The organism is Rhodoferax sp. LB1P47, from assembly GCF_056521445.1.
Window position 1 is genome coordinate 247,013 of the sequence record NZ_JBWMAU010000001.1, and the last position, 15,933, is coordinate 262,945.

Annotated in this window: 15 protein-coding genes; 7 read left to right on the forward strand and 8 right to left on the reverse strand. The window is 63.0% G+C overall.

Annotated features, from left to right (window positions below; all coding sequences use genetic code 11):
• The first annotated feature begins 13 nt into the window (after positions 1-13).
• From AC0969_RS01200 to AC0969_RS01230, 7 genes are all read left to right on the forward strand, one after another.
• Complete coding sequence (locus AC0969_RS01200) at positions 14-1,162, forward strand: oligogalacturonate lyase family protein (RefSeq protein WP_479622298.1); 1,149 nt, start codon at positions 14-16, stop codon at positions 1,160-1,162.
• Positions 1,163-1,171: 9 nt separating this feature from the next.
• The gene (locus tag AC0969_RS01205; protein WP_479622299.1) at positions 1,172-2,458 is read left to right on the forward strand and encodes a pectinesterase family protein; all 1,287 of its coding nucleotides are present in this window, start codon (positions 1,172-1,174) and stop codon (positions 2,456-2,458) included.
• Entirely contained in the window at positions 2,455-3,774 is a 1,320-nt protein-coding gene (locus AC0969_RS01210; protein ID WP_479622300.1) for a pectate lyase family protein, read from the forward strand. The genes AC0969_RS01205 and AC0969_RS01210 overlap by 4 nt, the downstream gene beginning before the upstream one ends.
• 116 nt (positions 3,775-3,890) lie before the next feature.
• Positions 3,891-4,715 (forward strand): DNA-binding transcriptional regulator KdgR, encoded by an 825-nt coding sequence (gene kdgR / locus AC0969_RS01215; protein WP_479622301.1) that lies wholly within the window; start codon positions 3,891-3,893, stop codon positions 4,713-4,715.
• A 4-nt stretch (positions 4,716-4,719) separates the two neighbouring features.
• Complete coding sequence (locus tag AC0969_RS01220) at positions 4,720-5,922, forward strand: MFS transporter (RefSeq protein WP_479622302.1); 1,203 nt, start codon at positions 4,720-4,722, stop codon at positions 5,920-5,922.
• Positions 5,915-7,009 (forward strand): NAD(P)/FAD-dependent oxidoreductase, encoded by a 1,095-nt coding sequence (locus tag AC0969_RS01225; protein ID WP_479622303.1) that lies wholly within the window; start codon positions 5,915-5,917, stop codon positions 7,007-7,009. Before AC0969_RS01220 ends, AC0969_RS01225 begins: the two co-directional genes overlap by 8 nt.
• 303 nt (positions 7,010-7,312) lie before the next feature.
• On the forward strand, positions 7,313-7,696 hold the full coding sequence (locus AC0969_RS01230) for a RidA family protein (protein ID WP_479622304.1): 384 nt from the start codon (positions 7,313-7,315) through the stop codon (positions 7,694-7,696).
• 46 nt (positions 7,697-7,742) lie between these two features.
• Here AC0969_RS01230 and AC0969_RS01235 read toward each other — a convergent pair whose 3' ends face one another.
• From AC0969_RS01235 to AC0969_RS01270, 8 genes are all read right to left on the reverse strand, one after another.
• The gene (locus AC0969_RS01235; RefSeq protein ID WP_479622305.1) at positions 7,743-9,182 is read right to left on the reverse strand and encodes an aldehyde dehydrogenase family protein; all 1,440 of its coding nucleotides are present in this window, start codon (positions 9,180-9,182) and stop codon (positions 7,743-7,745) included.
• Between the two features lie 12 nt (positions 9,183-9,194).
• On the reverse strand, positions 9,195-10,106 hold the full coding sequence (gene kdgD / locus AC0969_RS01240) for a 5-dehydro-4-deoxyglucarate dehydratase (protein ID WP_479622306.1): 912 nt from the start codon (positions 10,104-10,106) through the stop codon (positions 9,195-9,197).
• A gap of 42 nt (positions 10,107-10,148) precedes the next feature.
• Entirely contained in the window at positions 10,149-11,123 is a 975-nt protein-coding gene (locus AC0969_RS01245) for a Bug family tripartite tricarboxylate transporter substrate binding protein (RefSeq protein ID WP_479622307.1), read from the reverse strand.
• Between the two features lie 77 nt (positions 11,124-11,200).
• A complete protein-coding gene (locus AC0969_RS01250) occupies positions 11,201-12,493 on the reverse strand; it encodes a TRAP transporter large permease (protein ID WP_479622308.1) in 1,293 nt (430 codons plus the stop codon).
• Complete coding sequence (locus AC0969_RS01255) at positions 12,484-12,972, reverse strand: TRAP transporter small permease (protein WP_479622309.1); 489 nt, start codon at positions 12,970-12,972, stop codon at positions 12,484-12,486. The genes AC0969_RS01250 and AC0969_RS01255 overlap by 10 nt, the downstream gene beginning before the upstream one ends.
• A 157-nt stretch (positions 12,973-13,129) precedes the next feature.
• On the reverse strand, positions 13,130-14,113 hold the full coding sequence (locus AC0969_RS01260) for a TRAP transporter substrate-binding protein (protein ID WP_479622310.1): 984 nt from the start codon (positions 14,111-14,113) through the stop codon (positions 13,130-13,132).
• A 65-nt stretch (positions 14,114-14,178) separates the two neighbouring features.
• Positions 14,179-15,075, reverse strand: coding sequence for an SMP-30/gluconolactonase/LRE family protein (locus AC0969_RS01265; RefSeq protein WP_479622311.1), 897 nt, complete (start codon positions 15,073-15,075; stop codon positions 14,179-14,181).
• Positions 15,072-15,881 carry an NAD-dependent epimerase/dehydratase family protein gene (locus tag AC0969_RS01270; RefSeq protein ID WP_479622312.1) on the reverse strand — a complete coding sequence of 270 codons (810 nt, stop codon included), beginning with the start codon at positions 15,879-15,881 and terminating at the stop codon, positions 15,072-15,074. Before AC0969_RS01270 ends, AC0969_RS01265 begins: the two co-directional genes overlap by 4 nt.
• Positions 15,882-15,933 lie beyond the last annotated feature (52 nt).

A 15,933-nucleotide genomic window follows, 5' to 3' on the forward strand; every position in this document is an offset into this window, starting at 1 on the left:
TCCAGACATTCCGATGCATAAATCCACCATCCGCCCGCTTGCGTTTGTGTCGCACCAGGACCCCGACACCGGGGCCCGTGTGACCCGCCTCACGCCCACCGACGTGACCTGCCACCGCACATACTTCTACCAAAAGTGCTTCACCAACGACGGCCAAAAGCTGGTTTTTGGGGCCCAGTTTGGGGCCCACTGGAACTACCACCTGCTGGACCTGCAAGCCCAAACCGCCACCCAGCTCAGTGACCAGGCCGGTGAAAACACCTTCGGCGGTTTCTTGAGCCCCGACGACCAGCACCTTTACTTTGTGCGTGCCGAGCGCCAGCTGATTCGCCTGGAAGTCCACACCCAAAAAGAGGAAGTGGTCTACACCGTGCCGCCCGAATGGGTGGGCTACGGCACCTGGGTGGCCAACTCGGACTGCACCAAGATGGTCGGCATCGAGATACGGGCAACCGACTGGTTCCCCCTGACCGATTGGCAGAAGTTTGCCCAGATGTTCCACGCCAAGCCGCGCTGCCGCCTGATCCGCATCGACCTGACCAGTGGCGCGCGCGATGTGATCCACGAAGAAAATCTCTGGCTGGGCCACCCCCAGTACCGCCCGTTTGACGACAACACCGTGGCCTTTTGCCACGAGGGCACGCACGACCTGATCGATGCGCGCATGTGGTTCGTCAACGAAGACGGCAGCCACCTGCGCTGCGCCAAAGAGCATGACGCGGGCGAAAGCATTACCCATGAATTTTGGGTGCCCGATGGCTCGGCGATGGTCTATGTGTCTTACCTCAAAGGCCACAAGGAGCGCACCATCTGCACACTGGACCCGGTGACCCTGCACCACCGCAAGCTCACCACCATGCCGCCCTGCTCGCACCTGATGAGCAACTTCAACGGCAGCCTGATCGTGGGTGACGGCTCCAACACCCCGGTGGATGTGTCCGACAGCGCCAGCCACCAGATCGAAAACGACCCCTACCTGCACCTGTTTGACCTGAACGCAGGCAGCACCCGCCGCATCGCCCGGCACGACAGCTCATGGCGGGTCTACAAAGGCAACCGCCAGGTCACCCACCCGCACCCCTCGTTCGCCCCGGGCGAGAAGCAAGTGCTGTACACCTCCGACTTTGAAGGGGAACCGGCGCTGTACCTGGCCGACCTTTAACAACCCCAGATGCACCACCGCACAGCTCTCCACACGGGCCTGGTGCTGACTTTGCTGTCGGGCCTGGGCACAGCGGCCTGCGGCGATACGGGCAGCACCGCCATTGCGCCCCCCGCCAGCACCAGTACCCGACCACAGCTCACCGACCCCCAGGCGCTGGACTACAGCGTCGCCAAATACCTGGCGCAGGCGGGCACCCTGACCGGGGCGGGCGGTGCCGGACTGGTGGCCGACCACTGGGTTGCGCCCGCTGTGGGCGATGTCGCCAGCTTCACCGCCACCTACACCGTGGCCGCCAATGGCAGTGGCAGCCACACCACGCTACAAGCCGCCATCGACGCAGTACCGCTGGCCGCCTCCAGCAGCACGCGGGTCTACATCCGCATCCAGCCGGGCACCTACCGCGAACTGGTCTGCGCCAAAGACAAAGCCCCGATCACGCTCTACAGCACCGCCGCCGATGCCCGCCAGGTGGTTATCGTGAACGGTAACTACAACGGCAAGGCCAAAGTAGCCCACGTCGAATCAGCCAACCCCTGCAACCCCCATCTGGCAGGGGCCACATTCGGCACCAGCGGCAGCGCCTCTGTGGCTATTTACAGCACGGCATTCCACGCTAAAAACATCAGTTTTGCCAACGATGCCATGCAGGCGGTGGTGGCCGGTGTGGGCTACCCCGCAGGGGCCACAGGCTCCAGCGGCGCGCAGGCCGTGGCACTGATGACGCAGGCCGATCAGCTGGTGTTTGAAAACGTCCGCATCCTGGGCCACCAAGACACGCTGTATGTCAAAACACTGGGCAGCACCAGCGTGGCGCGGGCCTACTTCAAAGACAGCACGATCCAGGGCGACGTGGACTTCATCTTCGGCCGGGGCGCGCTGGTACTGGATGCCTGCACCATCCACTACCTCAGCACCCGTTTGCCCGCCGGGCAGGCCGCCACCATGCTGGCCCCCAGCACTGCCGCCAACAGCCCGTATGGCATCCTGGTCAACGCCGGACAGTTCACCGCCGATGCCGACACCCGCCCCGCCAGCATCTACCTGGGGCGCGCCTGGGACGAAAGCGCTACCACCGGTAGCTACTCCGCAGGCACTTCTCCCAATGGGCAACTTCTGGTGCGCAACAGCACATTGGGCCATCACATCCGCCCGCAAGACCCCTGGGGCACCTCTACCTCCAGCCGGGTCTACAGCGACACCGGCAACCGCTTTGCCGAACACCGCAACACCGCACACCCCGTGGCGGACACATCAACCCAGAGACTGGCCCCGGCCAGCGCAGGAAAACCATGAAACAGACCTCCCACTGGCGCTTCGCCGCCCCCCTCGTGGCCATCCCACTCTTGGCCCTCTTGGCAAGCTGCACCGCCCCCGCGCCCAGCCGCCCCACCGCATCCATCGACATCTCCCGCCAACCGCTGGCCACCAACGACGGCTGGGCCGCTGCCGAAGGCGGCACACGCGGCGGGGCCGATGCCCTGCCCGCCCATGTGTTCGATGTGCGCAACCGCACTGAACTGGTAGCCGCCCTGCAAAAGGCAGGCAGCGCGCCCAAAATCGTCCGGCTGCATGGCCGCATCGACCTGAGCGTGGACGATGCCAACCGCCCCCTGGTAGCCGCCGATTACCGCGACCCGGCATTTGACCTAGAGGCCTACCTGCACGCCTATGCCCCCGCCACCTGGGGCAAAAAACCCCTGACAGGTCCTCTGGAAGAAGCCCGCCAGCGCTCAGAAAAAAACCAGGCCGCGCGGGTAGTGGTGCGCGTGCCCTCCAACACCAGCCTGATCGGCATCGGCCGCGATGCCCAGGTGGTCCACGGCATGCTGCTGCTGGACAAAGTGGACAACGTCATCCTGCGCAACATCCACTTTGCCGACGCGTTCGACTATTTCCCGGCCTGGGACCCCAAAGACAACGCCAACGGCGAATGGAACTCGGAATACGACAACGTCAGCCTGCGCGGAGCCACCCACGTATGGGTAGACCATTGCAGTTTCAGCGACGGTACGCGCCCGGACCACACCGCCCGGGCCGCCCTGGGCCGCCCCATGCAACACCACGACGGACTGCTCGACATCACCTTGCAGTCCAACTTTGTCACCGTGTCCTACAACCACTTCCAGGACCATGACAAAACCAACCTGGTGGGATCTAGCGACAGCCAAAAGGCCGACGAAGGCACGCTCAAAGTCAGCTTTCACCACAACCTGTGGGAGCGCACCAAAGAGCGTTCCCCGCGCGTGCGCTTCGGCCAAGTCCACCTCTACAACAACCTCTACGTGGCCGAAACGGGCGTGGCCTATGCGCACGGCTACTCGCTGGGTGTGGGCTTGGGTTCGCGCATCTTCAGCGAAAACAACGTCTGGGAAACCGCCTCCAGCATCCCCACCAGCGCCCTGACCAAGCTCTGGAAAGGCAGCCAGTTTTTTGACCGGGGCAGCCTGCACAACGGCCAACCCGTCGATCTGCTGGGCGGACTGCGGGCCGCCAACCCCAGCGCCACCGTGGAGGCCAGCGTCGGCTGGAGCCCCACCCTGCATGGCCTGGTGGAACCCAGCGAGTCGGTCGCCCGCAGCGTGCGGGCTATGGCAGGGGCCGGACGCTGAAAACACAGGGTGACCACATCTAGATTTTGCACAGCGCCTGACCCCAAAGGCCCAACCATCCAAAGCGGGGCGATAATCGAGCACTGAAACACTGTCTCACTCAATTTAAAACGACTATGGATGATGACCTGATCGACTCCAAACAGCCCGAATCCGTGGCGGCTGTACTCAAGGTTTTTGCCATATTGCAATCGCTGGCCGACCGCAATGAATCCGGTGTCACCGACCTGTCGATGCGCCTGGCCATGCCCAAAGCCACGGTGTACCGTTTCTTGCAAACCATGCGCAGCCTGGGCTATGTGCAGCAAGAATCCGACAGCGAGCGCTACAGCCTGACCATGAAAATGTTCGAGCTAGGAGCCAAGGCTCCGCAAAACCCCGACCTGGTAGCCCTGGCTGGGCCCCACATGCGCGAGCTGTCCGACAAAACCGGCGAAACCATCCACCTGGGTATGCTGATCGACAGCGAAATCATCTACGTCCACAAAGTCGATTCACGCCACATGCTGGGCATGTACTCCAAGGTGGGGCGGCGTGCCCCCATCCACTGCACCGCCATTGGCAAAGTGCTGCTGGCCTGGGAATCCGAAGCGCACCGCGCCCACCTGCTGCAAGGCATGGACTTCAAGAAATTCCGCGAAAAAACCATCACCACGCCCGAAGACTTCGCCAGCGAACTCGAACGCACGCGCGAACAAGGCTTTGGCGAAGACCGCGAAGAATTCGACGACCACATCCGCTGCCTGGGCCTGCCGATCTTTGACCGGCTCAACCAACCCGTGGCGGGCCTGAGCATCTCGTTCCCCACCTTCCGCTACGACGAAGCCCGTCAGCCCGACATCGTGGCCATGCTGCACGCCGTGTGCCGCGACATCTCGCGCCAAATTGGCTGCACACACTACCCACTGGACGGCACACCCCCTCCCTCCCTCAAGAGGTAGTCCCGTGAACGACCTGTTTGCACACCGCGCTTTCATGCGCCTCTGGATTGCGCGCGTGGTGGGAGCCCTAGGCACGCAAATGCTGATGCTGGCCGTGGGCTGGCAGATGTACGACCTGACCGGCAGCGCCTGGGACCTGGGGCTGGTCGGGCTGCTGCAATTTTTACCCGCCCTGCTGCTCACCCTGGTGGCCGGGCACGTGGCCGACCGGGTCCACCGGGGCCGCATCGTGGCGGTCTGCGTGGGGCTGCAGGCGCTGGTGGCACTCAGCCTGCTGCTGGCCACGCACCAGCACTGGGTCAGCCGCGAATGGCTGTTGGGCATATCTCTGGTGCTGGGCGCAGCCCGCGCTTTCCAGATGCCCGCGCAGCAAGCCTTAACCCCCCTGCTCGTACCCGCCGCGCTGCTGCCCCGGGCGATGGCACTGAGCTCGGGCGGCATGCAAGCCGCCACCATCGGCGGCCCTGCGGTGGGCGGGGCGATTTTCATGGCCGGGGCCAGCGCGGTGTATGCCACGGGCGTGTTGCTGTTTGCTGCCAGCGTGCTGCTGCTCAGCGGCCTGCGCTACAACCATGTGCCGCCGCCGCGCGAACCCGTCACCTGGGGCAGCGTGCTAGCCGGGGTGCACTTCATCTGGGAGAAAAAAACCATTCTGGGTGCCGTGTCGCTGGACCTGTTTGCCGTGCTGCTGGGCGGGGCCACCGCCTTGCTACCCATGTTTGCCAAAGACATTCTGCACACCGGCCCCTGGGGCCTGGGCCTGCTGCGTGCCGCCCCGGCGGTGGGTGCGCTGCTGGTGTCCATCGTGCTCACGCGCTGGCCGCTGCAACACAAAGTGGGCCGCACCCTGCTGCTGGCGGTGGGCCTGTACGGGTTGTGCATGGTGGTGTTTGGCGCGTCCACGCACTTCGGCCTGTCGATGGCCGTGCTGGCGATTTCGGGCGGAGCCGACATGGTCAGCGTGGTGGTGCGCCAGACGTTGGTGCAACTGGAAACGCCCGACGCCATGCGCGGCCGGGTCAGCGCCGTCAACTCGGTGTTCATCGGCGCATCCAACCAACTGGGCGAATTTGAGTCCGGGGCCACCGCCGCTGTGCTGGGGCCGGTGGGCTCGGTGGTGCTGGGCGGCATTGGCACGCTGATCGTGGCCGCGCTGTGGCTGAAAATTTTCCCCAGCCTGGCACAACGGGACACTTTGCATGGATAAGGTCGATGCCGTGGTGATTGGCGCGGGCGTAGTCGGTCTGGCTGTGGCCCGGGCACTGGCCTTGCAGGGCCGCGAAGTGCTGGTGCTGGAAGCCGCCGAGGCCATCGGCACCGGCACCAGTGCACGCAACAGCGAAGTCATCCACGCAGGCATTTACTACACGCCGGGCTCGCTCAAGGCGCAGCTGTGCGTGCGGGGCAAGGCACTTTTGTACGCCTACTGCGCCGAGCGCGGCATTGGCCACCAGCGCTGCGGCAAACTGATCGTTGCCACCGATGCCGCCCAGCACGCCCCACTGGAAAACATCCGCACCCAAGCCGCCGCCAACGGCGTAGACGACCTGGTGTGGCTAGACCGCGCTAGCGCCCGCGCACTAGAGCCGCAGCTGGAGTGCACCGGCGCGCTGCTATCACCCAGCACCGGCATCATCGACAGCCACGCGCTCATGCTGGCGCTGCTGGGGGATATGGAAAACGCCGGTGGCGTTTTAGCACTCAATAGCCCTCTAGCGCATATGGAACGTGCGCAGGGCGCTATTATTTTGGAAGCAAAAGACGGTACCCGGCTACAGGCCCGCAGCGTCGTCAACGCCGCCGGACTGCACGCCCCCGCGCTGGCCCGCCGCTGCGCCGGGCTGGATACGCGCTGTGTGCCCACACCCTACTTTGCCAAGGGCAACTACTTCACCTTGAGCGGGCGTGCGCCGTTTACGCACCTCATTTACCCCGCCCCGCAGGCCGCCGGGCTGGGCGTACACCTCACGCTGGACCTGGGCGGCCAGGCCAAGTTCGGCCCCGATGTGCAGTGGGTGGACAGCCCCGACGACCTGGCCGTAGACCCGGCACGCGGCGAGGCCTTCTACGCCGAAGTGCGCAAGTACTGGCCCGGCCTCCCGAACAGCGCGCTACAACCTGGCTACGCCGGTATCCGCCCCAAAATCCAGGCCCCGCATGAGGCGGCCAAAGATTTTGTCATCCAGGGCCCGGCGGTGCACGGCGTGCCGGGGTTGGTGAACCTGTTTGGCATTGAATCGCCGGGGTTGACGAGCTGTTTGGCGCTGGGCGAATACGTCGCCCAAATGGTGTAAAGCAGCGCAGGCCCTTGATCTCCCTCACCGCAGATGGCGCCCAACGCCCCCAAGCCTGGACCTCTACCATCGTCGCGCAACTCGGCAGCACCCGCGTCAAGGTGCTCCGCATGGAGCAGCCGCCTACCCCCATGAGACGCACGACACCCCCGAAGGTTTGTTGGTGCTGGAGGGCTGCATGCAGCTCACCGTGCAAGGCGTACCGGTGACCGTCATGGCGGGCAATCTGTAAGTGGTGCCAGCAGGTGTGCCGCATGCCGTAGCACCGGGCAGTTTTGGTACGCTGGTGATTTTGGACATGCCATGACCCGCACCCACATCAGCTCAGGTTCCCCGTTTGAAGAACAGATCGGCTACTCCCGCGCCGTGGTGGCCGGGGACTGGGTGTTTGTGGCAGGCACCACTGGCTTTGACTACGCCGCAATGGCCATCTCGGATGACGTGGTAGCACAGGCCGAGCAGTGCTTTGTGAATATCGCGTCGGCCCTGGCACAGGCGGGGTCGAGTTTGGACGATGTCGTCCGGGTCAACTACGTGCTACCCGTGGGGGCCGACTTTGAGCCCTGCTGGGCCGTATTGCGCCGCTACCTGGGCAAGGCGCGGCCAGCGGCCATGGTGATCACGGCCGGGCTGCTAGACCCGCGCATGAAGATAGAAATTGAAGTAACCGCCCTCAAACGCAGGTAGCACTTGCGCAGGTAGCTATTATTTAAATAGCTACCTGCGGCGTGCATCAGGCCCCGATGTAAGCCGTCTTCACCGTGGTGAAGAACTCCTGCGCATAGCGGCCCTGCTCGCGCGAGCCATAGCTGCTGCCCTTGCGGCCACCAAACGGCACGTGGTAGTCCACACCCGCCGTGGGCAGGTTCACCATCACCATGCCGGCCTGGCTGTGGCGCTTGAAGTGCGTGGCGTACTTCAGGCTGGTGGTGGCGATGCCTGCAGACAGGCCAAACGGCGTGTTGTTCGACTCGGCTAGCGCCGCCTCGTAGTCTTTCACGCGGATGACGCTGGCCACCGGGCCAAAGACTTCTTCGCGGTTGATGCGCATGGCGGAGGTGGTGTCCAGCAGCAGGGCCGGGGCCATGTAGAAGCCCTCGGTGCTGCGCTCCAGGCGCGTGCCGCCCGCTGCGAGTTGTGCGCCTTCGGCCTGACCAATCGCCACGTAGTCCAAGTCTTGCTGGAGCTGCGACAGGGACGACACCGGGCCGATGTCGATACCGGCTTGCAGTGCATCGCCAATCTTTAGTGTGGCCATGCGGGCCTGCACGGCATCAATGAACTTGCCGTAGATGCCGTCGGTCACGATCAGGCGGCTGGATGCAGTGCAGCGCTGGCCGGTGCTGAAAAAGGCGCTTTGCACGCTGAGCTCCACCGCCTGGGCCAGGTCGGCATCGTCCAGGATGATTTGCGGGTTCTTGCCGCCCATTTCCAGCTGCACCTTTTTCAGGTTGACGGCGCACTGCTGGGCAATGCGGCTGCCCACGCCTTGCGAGCCGGTGAAGCTGATGCCGTTGATACCGGGGTGGTTGACCAGCGGGTCACCGATGACGGAGCCACGGCCCATCACCAGGTTGAACACACCAGCGGGGATGCCGCTGCGGCTGATGATCTCGGCCAGCGCCCAGGCGCAACCGGGCACCAGATCGGCGGGCTTCAAGACCACGCAGTTGCCGTAGGCCAGGGCCGGGGCAATCTTCCACGCGGGGATGGCGATGGGGAAGTTCCAGGGGGTGATCAAACCCACCACACCCAGCGGCTCGCGGGTGATTTCCACCGCCACGCCGGTGCGCACCGAGGGCACGATCTCACCCGTCAAACGCAGGCATTCACCAGCAAAAAACTTGAAGATATTCCCCGCACGGGTGGCTTCGCCAATGCCTTCGCCTTTGGTTTTGCCTTCTTCGCGGGCCAGCAGCGTGCCCAGCTCTTCGCGGCGGGCCAAAATTTCGGTGCCGATCTTGTCCAGCGCGTCGGCGCGGGCCTGCACGTTGCCGGTGGACCAGGCGGGGAAAGCCGCTTGCGCTGCCTGCACCGCAGCGTCAAGCTGGGCCGCGTCGCCCTGGGTGTATTCGCCGATCACGTCGCCCAGGTTGGACGGGTTGATATTGGGCGCGTAGCTGGCACCAGCGACCCATTGGCCGTTGATGAAGTTGTCAAATTTTTGCGTCATCGTGTGTACCAATTACTGGGGGCCAAGCTTGGCGATCAGCACGGCGAGTTCTTCCACCTCGGTGGGCTTGAGGTCGCTCAAAGGCGCGCGCACCGGGCCGCCGCTGTGGCCGACGATGGTGGCACCGGCCTTGATGATGCTCACGCCGTAGCCTTCCACACGGTTGCGGATGTCCAGGTAAGGCATGAAGAAGTCTTTCAGCAAACGGTGCTGGGTGGCCAGGTCATCGGCCGCCACGGCATGGTAGAAATCCATCGCGGTCTTGGGGATGAAGTTGAACACCGCCGACGAGTACACCGGTGTGCCCAGCGCCTTGTAGGCGGCTGCGTACACCTCGGCCGTGGGCAGGCCGCCCAGGTAGGCAAAGCGGTCGCCCATCTTCATGAAGATGGAGGACATGGTTTCGATATTGCCCACGCCGTCCTTGAAGCCGATCAGGTTGGGGCAGCGCTCGGCCAGGATGGCCAGCGAATTCGGGGTGAGCTTGGTGCGATCGCGGTTGTAGACGATGACGCCAAACTTCACGCTGTTGCAGACCTGGGCCACATGCTCGACCAGGCCCTCTTGGCCAGCTTCGGTCAGGTAGTGCGGCAGCAGCAGGATGCCGTGGGCACCCAGGCGTTCGGCTTCTTGCGCATGGGCAATGGCCATGCGGGTGGGGCCACCGGCACCGGCAATGATGGGCACTACGCCACGGCAGGTGTCCACGGCGGTCTTCACGACCTGGCTGTACTCGGCCCCAAACAGCGAGAAGTATTCGCCCGTGCCGCCCGCCGCAAACAGCGCCGATGCGCCGTAGGGGGCCAGCCATTCCAGGCGCTTCACATAGGTCTTGGCGTTGAACTCACCTTGGGCATCGAAGTCGGTGATGGGGAACGACAGCAGGCCGGAGCCCATGATGGTTTTGAGGTCTTGGGGATTCATGTTTTGCTCTCTGAAAAAAAGGGGCGGTAAGAGGGATAAGGCTTAGTCGAGCTGGATGCTGGCTTCTGCCACCACCTTGGCCCACCGGCTGCGTTCGCGGTTGAAAAATTGGTCTTGCTCGGCAGGCTGCATGGTCACCACCTCGGCCCCCTGGCCGGTCAGGCGGGCGCGGATGTCGGCGCTGCGGATGATCTTGATCAGCTCGGCGTTCAGGCGGGCCATCACGGCGGGCGGTGTGCCGTTGGCCACCAGCACGCCTTGCCAGGTGCCCGATTCAAAATCGGTCAGGCCCTGCTCGGCCAGCGTGGGCACATTGCCCACCAGCGGCATGCGGGTCTTTTTGGAGATACCCAGCACCTTGAGCTTGCCGCTTTGCACATGCGGCAAGGTGGCTAGCATGCCGTTCATCAGCACCTGGGTCTGTCCGCCGATGGTGTCCGAGATGGCTTGCACGCCGCCCTTATAGGGCACATACACCCACTTGGCACCGCTGGCACGCTCCACCGCCACGCCCGCCACGTGGGGCGCACTGCCCATCGCGGTCACGGCGAAGTTGAGGTCGGTCTTCTTCGATAGCGCTACCAATTCTTTCAAATTGTTGGCGGGCACCGATGGATGCACCACCAGCATGTGCGGCGAGTAGGCCAGCATGGTCACGCCACGCAAATCCTTGCTGGGGTCAAACGCCAGCTTGGTGTAGACCGACGGGCTGATAGCCAGAGCGCCCACGTCGCACAGCAGCAGGGTGTAGCCATCGGGTGTGGACTTGGCCACAAAGTCGGCCCCCAGGTTGCCATTGGCACCGGGCTTGTTTTCCACAATCACGGTTTGTTTGAGCGCCTCGGCCAGCAACTGGCTGATGGCGCGGGCAATGATGTCCGACGAGCCGCCGGGCGGGTACGGCACGATCAGCTTGATGGGCTTGGCTGGCCAGGCCTGGGCCTGGGTCAAGGTGGATGCACCGAGTGCCACAGCACCGGTGGCAGTGAATACCAACTGGCGGCGAGAAATGGACATTGCTATTCCTTTGATAGCATCCAGCGCAAGTGGAATATGCGCTAGGTAGCTATTTTTGTTTAAATTTCTAACGCGACTTATTTCAACAACAGGTTGGGCAACCACAAGGAGAAAGCAGGCACGTAGGTGACCAGCATCAGCGCGGCAATCAGTGCGCTGTAGAAGGGCAGGATGGACTTCATCACCTGCCCCACCGATATCTCCCCGATGGCACAGCCAACGAACTGCGTCGCCCCCACGGGTGGGGTGTTCAGGCCGAGTGCGCAGTTGATCAGCATCATCACGCCGAACTGGGTCGGGTCCATGCCGAACTGCTGGCAGATGGGCAGGAACACCGGGGTGCAGATCAGGATGGTGGCCGCCATGTCCAGGAAGGTGCCCAGCACGAACAGCAGCACGTTGACCATCAAGAAGATGACCCACGGCGTTTGCGTCATGGAGGCCATCATTTCGCCGGTCTTTTGCGGCACTTCGTACAGCGCCATGAAGTAGCCAAAAGCCGAAGAAATGCCGATCAGCAGCAGCACCACACCGGTGGTTTTGCAGGCCTTGGCGCAGGACTTGATGAAGTGCTCCCACGACAGCGAGCGGTACACAAACACGGTGACGATCAGCGCCCACAACACGGCGGTAGCCGCTGATTCGGTGGCGGTAAACACGCCCGACAAAATGCCCACCAGGATGATGGCAATGATCAGCAAGCCCGGAATGGCTGCAGCCAGCGAACGGGCTACTTCGCCCCAACCCGCGAACGGGCCGCGCACCGGGTAGCCGCGCTTCACCGCCACGCCGTAAGCCGCTGCCAGGTTGCACAGCGTCAAAATCAGCGCCGGTATCAGGCAGGCGACGATCAAACCCAGCACGCTGACCGAGGCCATGCCGGCCGTGGCCAGGGTAAAGATGATGATGTTGTGGCTGGTGGGCATGAGCGCCCCGACAAGAGACGCGTGGGTGGTGACGTTGACCGCGTAGTCGGCGTCGTAGCCCTCTTTCTTCATCAGCGGAATCATCACTGCGCCCATCGCCGACACGTCGGCCAGGGGCGAGCCCGCCACGCCGCCAAACAGCGTGCAGCCCACCACGTTACTCATACCCAGGCCGCCGCGCACATGGCCGACCAGGCTGTTGGCAAAGCGCACGATGCGGTCGGCAATGCCGCCGTGCAGCATCAGTTCACCCGCAAAAATGAAGAACGGAATGGCCAGAAAGGAGAACACCTGCATCCCCCCCACCATCTTCTGGAACACCACGGCCACCGGCAAACCGGCCACCAAAATGGTGCAAACCGAGGCTAGCCCGATCGAAAACGCCACCGGCACGCCGATGAGCAGCAGCAGCGAAAAGCTGATGCAAAGGACAGTTAGTTCCATGCTGGGATGACCTCTTTGCCTTGCAGCAAGGCAAGAATATGTTCAATAGAAAAAAGCACGATCAGCACACCGGCAATTACCAGCGGCAAGAAGTCCAAGCCCGAGGGCACAGCCAGCATGGGCTTTTGGTCGTTCCACTTCAGCGTGGTCCACAGGTAGCCGCTTTGCACCATCAGCACACCAAACAAGCCCACTAGCAGGTGGATCACGATCTCCAACTTCAGGCGAAAGCGCTCTGGCAGCAGGGTGATGATGGATTCCAGGCCAATATGGCCCGCATCTCGCACGCCCACGGCCACGCCCAGCGCGGTGACGTACAGCACTAGCAGCATGGCCAGCGCCTCGGCCCAGGTGGGCGTGTCGTTAAAAACATAGCGCCCCACCACCTGGTACTGGACGCAGACGATGATGGCGAGCAAACCCACGATGGCCAGCATCAGACTGAGCTTGGACAAGGTGGCACAAAAACGGGTGAACATGGGTGTCTCCGGTGGGGATCACGGGGCTAGGAATTCCAGGCGGCTACCCGCTTCCCCGCCAGAACACCGCAGAACTGGCTTTGCCAGGCTGCTGGTGTTGCCCCCTGCAAGGGGGTTGGCGAAAAGCGCTTGCGCTGTAGCCTGGGGGTGTACCTAGTTAATTGGAAGCGGTGTCTTGCACGGCTTTCACGAGGCGCTTCATGTCAGGCGTAGCGGCAAACTTGTCGTACACCGGCTGCATGGCGGCCTGGAAGGACTTTTTGTCCACTTCGACAAACTCGGTGCCCGCAGCCTTGACCAGGTCGTACTCTTTCTTCTCGTAGGCCGCCCAGGCAGCGCGGTTCACAGCAACCGACTCTTTGGCCGCAGCACGCACCATGTCTTGCTCAGCCTTGGGCAGCTTGTCCCAGCTGATCTTGGAGAACAACAGCACTTCAGGGGCCATCGAATGCTCGGTCTTGTTGTAGTACTTGGCCGCTTCAAAGTGGCGGAAGCCCGAACCGTACGAGGGGTAGTTGTTTTCTGCTGCGTCCACCAGGCCGGTTTTCAGCGCGGTGAGCACTTCGCCTGCGGGCATGGGGGTGGGGTTGGCACCCATCGCACCGGCCACAGCCACCCACAGGTCGGACTGCTGCACGCGGATCTTCATGCCCTTGGTGTCGGCAATCGACTTGACTGGTTTTTTGCTGTAGACCGAGCGCGAACCCGAGTCGTAGTAGGCCAGCAGCACAAAGCCCTTGTCTTCGCAGTCCTTGGCGATTTCTTCGCCGATGGGGCCGTCCAGCACCTTGTGCAGATGGTCTACCGAGCGGAACAGGAAGGGCAACACGGGGATGTTGGTCTTGCCGCAGATCGAGTTCATGGGGCTGATGTTGACGCGGGTCATGTCCAGTGCGCCAATCTTCACCTGGTCGATGGTTTCCTTTTCAGAACCCAGTGCGCCCTTGTTGAAGACCTTGATGCTGTGCTTGCCGCCGCTGGATTTTTTGAGCTGTTCGCTCATGAACTTGACTGCGGTGACCGTGGGGTAGTCGTCGCTGTTGTGTACGTCGGACGATTTGAATTCCGTGGCCTGGGCTATGCCGGTGGACAGGGCCATCAGGGCTGCAGCCATAGCCAACAGAGTTTTTTGCAATTTCATGGTGTCTCCAAATAATTTATAAAACAAAACAAACTGCCCAACGGGGTCCGCCGGGCACCTACAACTCACACGGGAAACTGGCTAAACACCGGCTCGGGCAAACCCCGCACACCCGGCTCCAGGGCAAACACCGCCCCGTTCAAACCCGGTGCAGCCGCATCCACGGTGCCCGGCAAAATCGACGCGACGTACAGCACATCCAGTTGCGGCCCGCCAAACGCGCACATCGACGGTTTGGCCACCGGCACGGGTAGCGAGCGCAGCAGCTGGCCTTGCGGATCAAAGCAGTGCACAACACCGGCATCGTTGCCGCAAATCCAATAGTTGCCCAGGGCATCCACCGCCGCGCCATCGGGGCGACCGGGCAGCGGGGCCATGTCTGCAAACACGCGCTGGCGGCTTAAAGCACCATCGGCATCCAGGTCAAACGCCCAAATCTTCTGCACGCTGGGGTGCGAATCCGACAGGTAGGCGGTACGGCCATCGGGGCTGAAGCCCAAGCCGTTGGGGGTAATCAGGCCGTCCGGCCCGGCCACCCGCAGGCCGTTGGTATCCAGGCAGTACAAACGCCCCAGCGGTGCGGCCAGTCCCATATCCATCACCATGCTGCCCACCCAAAAACGCCCCTGCGCATCGCAACGCCCGTCGTTAAACCGCATGCTGGCGGCGGGGTGGGTGATGGCAGCCAGGCATTCGAGCACCACCTCGGGGCTGTCTTGCAGGGTGACCGCAAAAATGCCGGTTTCCATCGCCGCCACCAGCACACCCGGCGTGGCCGTCAGGGCGATGCAGCCCACCCGCTCGGGCAGCGTCCAACTGTGTACCGCATCGGTTATCCAGGTCCAGCGGCGGATCTGCCGCCCCTCAATGTCTACCCAGTACAGCGCCTGCTCAACCACCGACCACACGGGGCTTTCGCCCACGCGGTCGCGGATGCTGGAGATAGCCGCCACGGTGCTCATGCCTCGTAGGGCCCCATAGACACAAACGGACCACCCTGGTGCAGCACCGCCGGGTCGCTGAAATCAGGCTCCGAGGTACGCGCGTAGACCGCTTCACGGAACACATCCGAGCTGTCTTGCGGCACATAGCCCACATGGCGGGCGCGGCTGTTGTCCCACCATGTCACAGCGTTGTTGGACATGCCAAAGATGATGCTGTAGCCCAGCACCGGCGTGGTCAGGCAGGCGGTAATCAGGCGGTGCAGATCGTCAAAGCTCAAAAACGTGGCCAGCATGCGGCGGTCGCGTGGCTCGGGGAAGGACGAACCAATGCGCACGCAGGCCGTCTCAATGCCGTAGCGGTCGAAGTAGTAGCGCGCCAGGTCTTCGCCAAAGGCTTTGCTCAGGCCGTAATTGCCGTCTGGCCGGGCCGGAGCATCGGCGGTGATCGTCACGTCTTGGCGGTAAAAACCCACCACATGGTTGGAACTGGCAAACACCACCCGCTTCACGCCATGCTTGCGTGCAGCCTCGTACAGGTTGTAGGTGCCCAAAATGTTGGCCATCATGATGGGCTCGAACGGGCCGTCCAGCGACTTGCCGCCCATGTGCACAATGGCATCCACACCCTGCACCATCGCGTCTACCGCAGCCGCATCGGCCAGATCGGCCAGCATGATTTCCTCGCCCTCTGTGGCCAAGCCAAAGTCCACTACATCGGACGAGCGCAAAGTGGTGCAGTTCTGCTTGAGGCTCTCGCGCAGTACCTTGCCCAGGCCACCTGCGGCGCCGGTCAATAAAATCTTTGCATGCAGCTTGATCGCCATATTTTTCCTGTTGAACCTGTAGAGCCTTTGCGGCCCACTTAAAAGGGTTGCT

Coding starts and splice junctions, on each gene's coding strand:
- AC0969_RS01210 (WP_479622300.1), top strand. CDS start 2,455: ATGAAACAGACCTCCCACTGGCGCTTCGCCGCCCCCCTCGTGGCCATC.
- AC0969_RS01200 (WP_479622298.1), top strand. CDS start 14: ATGCATAAATCCACCATCCGCCCGCTTGCGTTTGTGTCGCACCAGGAC.
- AC0969_RS01225 (WP_479622303.1), top strand. CDS start 5,915: ATGGATAAGGTCGATGCCGTGGTGATTGGCGCGGGCGTAGTCGGTCTG.
- AC0969_RS01250 (WP_479622308.1), bottom strand. CDS start 12,493: ATGGAACTAACTGTCCTTTGCATCAGCTTTTCGCTGCTGCTGCTCATC.
- AC0969_RS01235 (WP_479622305.1), bottom strand. CDS start 9,182: ATGACGCAAAAATTTGACAACTTCATCAACGGCCAATGGGTCGCTGGT.
- kdgD (WP_479622306.1), bottom strand. CDS start 10,106: ATGAATCCCCAAGACCTCAAAACCATCATGGGCTCCGGCCTGCTGTCG.
- kdgR (WP_479622301.1), top strand. CDS start 3,891: ATGGATGATGACCTGATCGACTCCAAACAGCCCGAATCCGTGGCGGCT.
- AC0969_RS01265 (WP_479622311.1), bottom strand. CDS start 15,075: ATGAGCACCGTGGCGGCTATCTCCAGCATCCGCGACCGCGTGGGCGAA.
- AC0969_RS01245 (WP_479622307.1), bottom strand. CDS start 11,123: ATGTCCATTTCTCGCCGCCAGTTGGTATTCACTGCCACCGGTGCTGTG.
- AC0969_RS01270 (WP_479622312.1), bottom strand. CDS start 15,881: ATGGCGATCAAGCTGCATGCAAAGATTTTATTGACCGGCGCCGCAGGT.
- AC0969_RS01230 (WP_479622304.1), top strand. CDS start 7,313: ATGACCCGCACCCACATCAGCTCAGGTTCCCCGTTTGAAGAACAGATC.
- AC0969_RS01255 (WP_479622309.1), bottom strand. CDS start 12,972: ATGTTCACCCGTTTTTGTGCCACCTTGTCCAAGCTCAGTCTGATGCTG.
- AC0969_RS01205 (WP_479622299.1), top strand. CDS start 1,172: ATGCACCACCGCACAGCTCTCCACACGGGCCTGGTGCTGACTTTGCTG.
- AC0969_RS01260 (WP_479622310.1), bottom strand. CDS start 14,113: ATGAAATTGCAAAAAACTCTGTTGGCTATGGCTGCAGCCCTGATGGCC.